The sequence below is a fragment of the Aphanizomenon flos-aquae FACHB-1287 genome, assembly GCF_014698755.1.
Taxonomy (GTDB): domain Bacteria; phylum Cyanobacteriota; class Cyanobacteriia; order Cyanobacteriales; family Nostocaceae; genus Dolichospermum; species Dolichospermum flosaquae.
The window spans coordinates 1-7,784 of record NZ_JACJTO010000073.1 but is presented as its reverse complement, the minus strand read 5'-3'; the positions used below and the strand labels follow the sequence as shown (position 1 = coordinate 7,784).

At 33.5% G+C, this 7,784-nt stretch carries 10 protein-coding genes; 6 read left to right on the top strand and 4 right to left on the bottom strand.

Annotated elements, in window-relative coordinates; all coding sequences use genetic code 11:
- Positions 1–288: 288 nt before the first annotated feature.
- Entirely contained in the window at positions 289–774 is a 486-nt protein-coding gene (locus H6G44_RS19690) for a DUF4168 domain-containing protein (RefSeq protein WP_190388240.1), read from the bottom strand.
- Between the two features lie 28 nt (positions 775–802).
- On the opposite strand from H6G44_RS19690, the gene H6G44_RS20575 reads away from it, so the two are divergent.
- Entirely contained in the window at positions 803–934 is a 132-nt protein-coding gene (locus H6G44_RS20575) for a hypothetical protein (RefSeq protein WP_276513889.1), read from the top strand.
- Positions 935–981: 47 nt separating this feature from the next.
- On the opposite strand, the gene holA is transcribed toward H6G44_RS20575, so the two are convergent.
- On the bottom strand, positions 982–1,968 hold the full coding sequence (gene holA / locus H6G44_RS19685; protein ID WP_190388241.1) for a DNA polymerase III subunit delta: 987 nt from the start codon (positions 1,966–1,968) through the stop codon (positions 982–984).
- Between the two features lie 83 nt (positions 1,969–2,051).
- On the opposite strand from holA, the gene H6G44_RS19680 reads away from it, so the two are divergent.
- The 5 genes from H6G44_RS19680 to H6G44_RS19660 all read left to right on the top strand — a co-directional run bounded on the left by H6G44_RS19680 (position 2,052) and on the right by H6G44_RS19660 (position 5,846).
- The gene (locus H6G44_RS19680; RefSeq protein ID WP_190388242.1) at positions 2,052–2,837 is read left to right on the top strand and encodes a DUF1868 domain-containing protein; all 786 of its coding nucleotides are present in this window, start codon (positions 2,052–2,054) and stop codon (positions 2,835–2,837) included.
- A gap of 210 nt (positions 2,838–3,047) precedes the next feature.
- A complete protein-coding gene (locus H6G44_RS19675) occupies positions 3,048–3,467 on the top strand; it encodes an element excision factor XisH family protein (protein WP_190388243.1) in 420 nt (139 codons plus the stop codon).
- Entirely contained in the window at positions 3,455–3,790 is a 336-nt protein-coding gene (locus H6G44_RS19670; RefSeq protein WP_190388244.1) for a XisI protein, read from the top strand. Before H6G44_RS19675 ends, H6G44_RS19670 begins: the two co-directional genes overlap by 13 nt.
- Positions 3,791–4,083: 293 nt before the next feature.
- A complete protein-coding gene (locus tag H6G44_RS19665) occupies positions 4,084–4,455 on the top strand; it encodes a hypothetical protein (RefSeq protein WP_190388245.1) in 372 nt (123 codons plus the stop codon).
- 11 nt (positions 4,456–4,466) lie between these two features.
- A complete protein-coding gene (locus tag H6G44_RS19660) occupies positions 4,467–5,846 on the top strand; it encodes a TolC family protein (protein ID WP_199291896.1) in 1,380 nt (459 codons plus the stop codon).
- Positions 5,847–5,956: 110 nt separating this feature from the next.
- Here H6G44_RS19660 and H6G44_RS19655 read toward each other — a convergent pair whose 3' ends face one another.
- Entirely contained in the window at positions 5,957–6,736 is a 780-nt protein-coding gene (locus H6G44_RS19655; RefSeq protein ID WP_190388246.1) for an RDD family protein, read from the bottom strand.
- Positions 6,737–6,756: 20 nt separating this feature from the next.
- On the bottom strand, positions 6,757–7,608 hold the full coding sequence (locus H6G44_RS19650; RefSeq protein WP_190388247.1) for a glycerophosphoryl diester phosphodiesterase membrane domain-containing protein: 852 nt from the start codon (positions 7,606–7,608) through the stop codon (positions 6,757–6,759).
- Positions 7,609–7,784: the final 176 nt, after the last annotated feature.

Sequence of the window (7,784 nt, the reverse complement as noted above, 5' to 3'; positions counted from 1 at the left end):
TCAAAGTATTATTTTTTCTCGGTTCAGTTGCCGTGAGTTGTTTTCTCTCCCCGGCACTTATCTAATATATCAATCCTTCCTTTTTCTGTCAAGGGGTTTTTTAAAGTTTTTTTAGAAATGTGAAAATAATATCTGCAAGCTTTGTGGGACAAGGGACTCAGCTTATTGTTAGGCTAGTAGGTCAGAAATAATATGTATATGAGGTAAAAAACTAACGGCTGTCTTTCCTGGTTAATGCAGGTTAATGAAAGAATTAATTAGCAACAATGGATTAAATTTTGTTTATTTTCATTTCGGCTTTGTTGTGGCGGTAGATTTTTGTAAGCGTAGTAATGTATTATAAAGTTGTTGCTTTAAAGGATTATTGTTGTGGATTTCTAAAGTAATCTTATTGAATCTTTCAATGGTGAGACCACTATCCTCAACTATTTTTTGAGAATTGTTGCAGTAGTTTATGGCAATATCTTTTGCTTTGCCAGGTAGTACATTGACACTTGTAGGATCATTACAAATGACTTTGGGAATGTCTTTGCTACCGATTAGTTTCTTAATTTCCTCAAAGGCTTGGCGACGGACTGGCTCTACCCCTAGTACAGCCTTTGCATAATTAGTTACTTCTGTATTGTTGAGGTTTAAAATTTGAGCGACCACTTGAGAGTTGATACTGAAAGTTCCATAAATTAGGCTGGCAGTGGTAAGGGTTGCGAAAATCAAGGGTTGAGAGAGGATTTGCTGCAACCGATTGGTTAAATGAAGGCTGTAAATTTTGAGCATAAAACAGATGACACAGAGGGAGAATAGGGTGTATAATGAGTCTGAATTATTTTCTGAATTAGAAGTTCCAGTCAAAATCGAATATATACAGCACATTCCGCTTGGGGGAGATATTCTATTAGGGGGGAAGATTTCCGCAGGACAAAAGTTTTATGATTAATACTTATACTTTATAACACTAGAAGCTGCTGTATATTCCTGGGGATATTAAATGCGGCGACATATCTGACAAAGTTCGATGATTTTAGTTTGTAGTGTTGAAGTTTCGGATGCACCTTGCTTGAGGCTAACTTCTAACTCTAATAGCAGGGGTAATGCAGAGATAAGTTGCAGTAGGGGGAGAGACTTAACTTCTTGCTGTAGGAAGTAGATACGCTTGGGGTTAGAGATTTCAGCCCCTTGAGCGATGACTTGCGGGTTGCGTTCACCGCTGTCCACCATCATTTTTACTAATAACCAGGTGCGAAATTGACCGATAAGTGTAGCAACTATCCGTAAACCTGGTTCGGCTGCATTGGTGAGATCATTTAGTATCCCTAAAGCTTTCGGGGTATCTCCGGTTCTGATGGCTGTTGCTAATTGTAAGGTATTTTGAGTAGTATTTCTAACTAATTCAGATACTGTATTCACATCTAATGGTTTACCACTACCTTCGCTATAGAGACGTAATTTCTCTAGTTCATTGTAGAGAAGACGGGTATCATTACCTACGGATTCGGCTAGGAGTTCGGCTACCAAAGGACTTATTTTTATCCCTACAGTTTGAGCCGCTTGTTGAACTGACTGGACTAAAAGTTCGGTTTTCCAAGGGGGAATTAGGGGAAATTCGGAAATTGTGGCAAACTGTTTTAGGAGTTTTGTACTTTTTAGGCGTTCATCTGGTTTGTTGCGACTGGTCAATAGTAAGGTAGAATCTGGAGGGATGACTTTGAGAGTGCGTTGTAATTCTGCTAAGATATGATCTGGACAATTTTGGCAAAGAGTGGTGTTGATAAGCCACACAAAACGCCCACCAGCGCCAAATGGCGGTGTCATGGACTGATTTAAAGCTTGAATGATGGCATCTGGTTGATCTGCGGGAAATGAGGTATAATTAAAACTTGTCCACAGGGGATCAAGAATGCGGTCACGCAAAATTACTACCGCTTTTTCCATAGCAAAATCATCTTCACCCCAGTAAACATAGATTGGCATAGCAATTGAAAATTAAAAATTAATTTGGTCAAATTGAGTAAATCTTTCTACAATCTATACAAAAGAGCGCAAGGTGATTAAGATTGGACGACAACTACCAAACCTATTTAAATCGGGTGGCACGCATGACGCTACCAGAGGCTTACAAGACCCAAATTCAGCATATTCAAGAATCTTCTAAATTTCGGTTTCATGGTGGGGTTAGGGAAGCTGCGGCTTTTCCAGGCTATACGCTAATTACCCCACCTGCACAGGAAGATCTAAATAATGCTGCTTTCTACAGTCAAATACAAGCTTATCAACGGCAATTATTCCAATTACCCATTGGTAGTAATTTAATTGTACCTGTTCCCGCTGATAGTTTTCATGTAACGGTGGCGGATTTAATTTGGGATAATGCTTTTCATCATGCTTGTAAAAAAAATCCTCAATTTGCTGAAGATTTGAATTCTCAGTTGGCCGAGATGTTTCAAGAATATCAACAATTGATGACAAAGGGATCTCCTATATCTTGGCAAATGTGGGGATTAATTGTCATGCCCAGGGCTGTGGGTGTATGTTTAGTACCCAAAAATGAACGTTCCTATGAGGAAATTATTCGATTCCGGCGCATAATTTATCAAAATCGCAAATTAATGGGCTTGGGTGTTGAGCAGCATTATCATTTTACGGCTCATGTGACATTAGGGTATTTTGGCGAAATTCCCCCGGAATTAGACCGGATAAACCTTAGTATGATGTTTTCTGAGTTTAATCAATCATTGCCATTAGATACTCCAGATTTTTTGATTAATCAGGTGGAATTGCGAAAATTTGATGATATGACTCACTATTATCGTCAACCAGATTGGCCGAGTTTGGATTTTTAAGTAATTCATATTAGGGGTTTAGCACTGCTAAACTCCTACAAACTTGATACATATAAATAATTTTAATCAAGAGATATTTCCTATTTTTGCTTTTTCTACTTTCTCAACTTGTTTGGGTGCTTCTATTTCGTTGAATAGTTGGTGTGGCTTTTTTTTGATTTGACCAATTTTTTGATATGTTATGATGAGGCCAATATTTTTGATTTAGCAATGCCACAATACGATTTATATCACAATCAAGTTAAAAATGCTATAACTAAAGATGGATGGATAATTACTGATGACCCCTTTGTATTAGAATACAAGGGTTTGCGTTTATATGCTGATTTGGGAGCAGAAAAGTTATTTGCTGCCCAGAAAATGCAGCAAAAGATTGTGATTGAAATAAAAGTTTTTAACAGTCCTTCTTTAATTACAGAATTAGAAAAAACATTAGGACAATATAATATTTATGTTAGTTTAATAAAAAGAATTAATCCAGAACGTAAATTATATTTAGCAATTCCTGAAGCTGCTTATCAAGACTTTTTTCTAAAACCAGCTATTCAAGATATTTTAAGTGATCAACAGCAGATTAATTACATTATTTTTGTTCCAATTCAAGAGGTAATTGTACAATGGATAAGTTAGATAAATACAGAAAAATTATAGTTAGTGTTGTCAAAAAACACGCTCAATATAAACCTAGTCATGGTCAAATTGAGGCTTTATGTATTTGTGATCAAGAATCTGATAATTATTTGTTAATGGATACGGGTTGGGATAAAACAGGTAGAGTTCATGCAGTGGTATTTCATTTGCGAATTATTGATGGTAAAATCTGCATTGAAGGGGATGGTACGGAAAGGGGGATAACTGGGGAATTATTGGAATTAGGAGTAGGAAAGGATGATATTATTTTAGGTTTTATTCGTCCTGAATATCGGCAGTTTACAGATTTTTCTGTAGCTTAATTTTGAGCTTTCGCTTTTTGCACTTTCTCAATTTGCTTGGGCACTTCCATTTCGTTGAATAGTCGGATAGCTTCATTAAAGTTGGTGTGGCTTTTTTCGGCTGCTGATATGTTAAGCCGAAGTTAATATTTTTTAGCAAAGTAAAATTTAAAATATCCCCGTTCGCATAGTAACAGCTACTCAAGACAAAGTAGAAGATAAAATTACCGGAGAAAGTGGTATATTAAAATTAGATAATCAAAGAAATATTAAATCTTCAATCACAGGAACAGTAGAACAAGTTTTAGTCAAAATTGGAGACAAAGTTAAAAAAAGATCAAATTTTAATCCGTCTGCGAGATACAGAAACACAAATTAAATTACAAGAAAATAAACAACTTTTCGCTAAAGGATTTATTTCGGAAACTGAGTTAAAAGAGCAAGAAAAGAAAGTTATTCAAACTGAAACAGATTTAAGTAATGCTAAAGATGAATTATCATTAAGTAATTTAGATTTAGAACAACAGAAATTAGAATTACAAAGTTTTTTGCAAGATGTGAGAAATAACAAATCTGAACCCCAGCAAAAATTGAAAGAAGCTAAATTAGCAATAAATCAAATTATGAGAGAAATAGATAAACTCAAAATACAACGCCAAAAAATTGCTAAGGAATTACGATTATAACTGTAACTCTCTTGAATTTATCCTATCAATTTGGTTATCAAACTCCTTTAGTTTCCCTTTCTGTTTATTTAGCTTTACAAAATAATCGAGATTTAAAAATAGCTTATCTCCAACGTATTTTAGATCAAAAACAATTATCTGAAACTGAATCTCAATTTAATCCAACTTTTACACCCCAGCTATCTTTAAATTTGAATAATAATCAAACTGGTAGTAATATCAATAATAATACAACGGCTCTTTTAGGTGCTAATTTTAATTTAAAAATTCCTACAGGTGGTAATTTAAGTTTAACATGGCAAGGACAAAATCTTTTATCTCGTACTAGCTCATTAGATACTTCCTCAGATACAAATACTCTAAGTCAAAGTGTCAATCTTAATTTTAGTCAACCTTTATTAAAGGGTTTTGGTACAGGATTAAATACTCTGAGTATTAAAAGAGCAAGATTTACAGAAAATGCAAATATTTTAAATATAAAAAATACTATTTCTCAAACAATTACTAATACTATAGTTAGTTATAGAAATTTATTGTTAGCTCAGGAAAGATTAAAAATTGAACAATTATCTTTTGCTAATGCTAAAAAAGATTTAGACAGATTACAAGCATTATTTGAATTTGGGAGAATTCCTAAAAATGATCTGGTTGAGCGTCAAGCTGATATTGCTCAACAAGAAGTAAATTTACTGAATACACAATCAAGTTTAGAACAAGCAATTTCTGAATTAACTAAAACTATAGATTTACCCATAACAAAAAAACTAATTGCTATTGAAACTCCTACCCCTCCAACAAGTTTAAATTTACCAGTTTTTACGGAAATGTTAGAATTAGCTAAAGCTAATAATACTGGTTATCTTGCTGCTGTTAATGCTGTGGAAAATGCTAAATTTGGGATAACAGAAGCTAAAAACCAACAACAATTGGATTTAAAATTAAATGTGAGTTATGGTTTTAATAGTGCTTCTAATACTCAAGATACAAATAATTTAAGTTCGTCTTTAATATTAAATCGTGAATTTGGTAATCTCAGTCAAGATAATGCTGTAGTTAAAAGTGAAATTAGTTTACAAAATGCTAATTATACTCTAGCAAAAACTCAGGATAATTTAAATGAGGAGTTAAAAAATAAAATTCGTACTGTTAAAGATACTTTTAAACAAATTGAATTAGCACAGCAAGCACGAAAGTTAGCAGCATCAAAAGTGATAAATGCTAAGGAAAGAATGAGATTAAGTAGTAATATTTCGATGACGGATATTATTAATTTTGAGAAAAGTTTAGTTGATACTCAAAATCAAGAACTTAATGCTATTATTAATCATCTTAATAGTATCACTCAACTAGAACAGCTTTTAGGAATTACTACAAGCAGATGGGTTAAATAATGGGATCATAACATAAATAGCCACTTTAACTTCAAAAATGTGGCATTTACTATAAATCCTGATTCAGACAAATTATCATGTAAATAGCCTATTATGGCTGAAAATTATCTCTAATATTCAGGTTGTTGATAAGCAAGATAAACTGCTTCTAAAAATACATCTGTAGCAATATTTCCTGGAATAATTTCCAAATTAATAATAGATTGAACTTGTTGAGTGAGTTTTAAAGAAAGTGCTATTCTGGCTTTTTTTGACATTCCACTCCGTCGCTGTAAATATTCTCGAATAATGGCAAAATCATCGGGTAATAAAGATGATAAATCGGCTATTTCTCGTAACTGGATATGGAAAGATTTAGCCGCTTCAGAAATAACTAAACTTGATAATTTTACAACTGTTTCTGATTGAATCACAATTGTTCCAGCGGCTAAATCACCAAGACGCTTTTCTCGGTTACTAAAAGTAATTAAAAAAGCACCAATAAATAAAGTTTCATCAATAGGACGAAGTAAAGCTCGCAATCCTGCTTGTTGTAAACCCACAGGTCTACCATCATCTCGCACAACACGAATTTTAGCAAGACGTTTACCTGGTGTTTGTCCTCTCCAAAGAGTTTCAAAAAAAACGAAATAACCTGTGTAAATAAAAAACAGACTTAATAGAGATATGGCTATCAACCACAAGCCAAAATTAGAGCCAAAAATACTGACTCCAAAATCAGTTACTTGCTGAAAAATAAACGACCATATCAACACCGTTATTACTAAAGTGAAGGCTAGAATTACATAATCAATCATTAATGCTAAAGCCCGACTACCAATTCCAGCCAGAGTAAATTCTATTTCTACACTTTCGGGTGTAGTGAATTTAATGCGATTAAAAAGGTGCATTATATTATATTTGAATTTAATTAAATATCGTAATCACGTAATTGCAAACCTAAACCTTCACGCCGACTTCTAAGATCATAATAAACCACAGCTTTCACTGTTTGCCAAAAAGGGAGAATTAAGGCCCCACCTACAAAACTTAGTCCAAATGTTAACACGAATGAAATTATTGAAGAACTGAGAATATCTTCCTTTAGTAAAGTTGTAAAAATTAACTGAATAATAGTAGTAATGATTTGAATAATAAATTGGATGGGAATGGTAATTAAAAAACCAATTAAAGAAATTAAAAGAATCCTGAAAATATTTCCCTTAGTTAGTTCCCAACTCCGATTAATCGTTGAACTACCGTTAACATTGTCTTCAATTGCTAGAGGAACATCTACTAAATAAAATCTAGTTCCTATCCACAGTATACCTGTAAAGGTAATTATCAGAACTACAAGCGCTATTAAAATCAAAATAATTGTGTTGGCTATATTTCCAGCTTGTAATCCTCCTAGTAATACCGCTGATATACCCATTAGTAAACTAGCAATAAGTATAAATAAAATTGCAATACCTATGCTAATGGCAAACATGAGAATCATGTTAACAAAAAATCCCCATAAACGGGAATTGACAAATCGTTGACCTGATGAAACGCTTTCAGGTTGGTTAACTAATTCCCCAAAAGCTAAACGAGAAATCAGGGCTGAGAGGGCATAAAATTTAACCCAACCGTAAATAGGAACTAGTAACCAAGCATAAGCTTTAAGAGCTATGAGAAAATATTTTTTTAGATGAGAACGGTACAATCGCATTCCTGCACTGACAACACTACCAACATTCAAGGGTTGAATAGGGTTAGGAGAATTAAAATTTCCAAACATGGTGTTAATTTTTTTCTTAAAATACGGTGCTGACCTTAAAGGTATTGTAAGCTAATCTGTACTTACAGCAGTTTGAGATCAAAAGCGGTACAAAGATGGTAAACTTTAAAGATGGAAAAAAAAGAAAATAATTGAGATATATATGGCAGCAGCATATTCGACTGATATAAGACAAA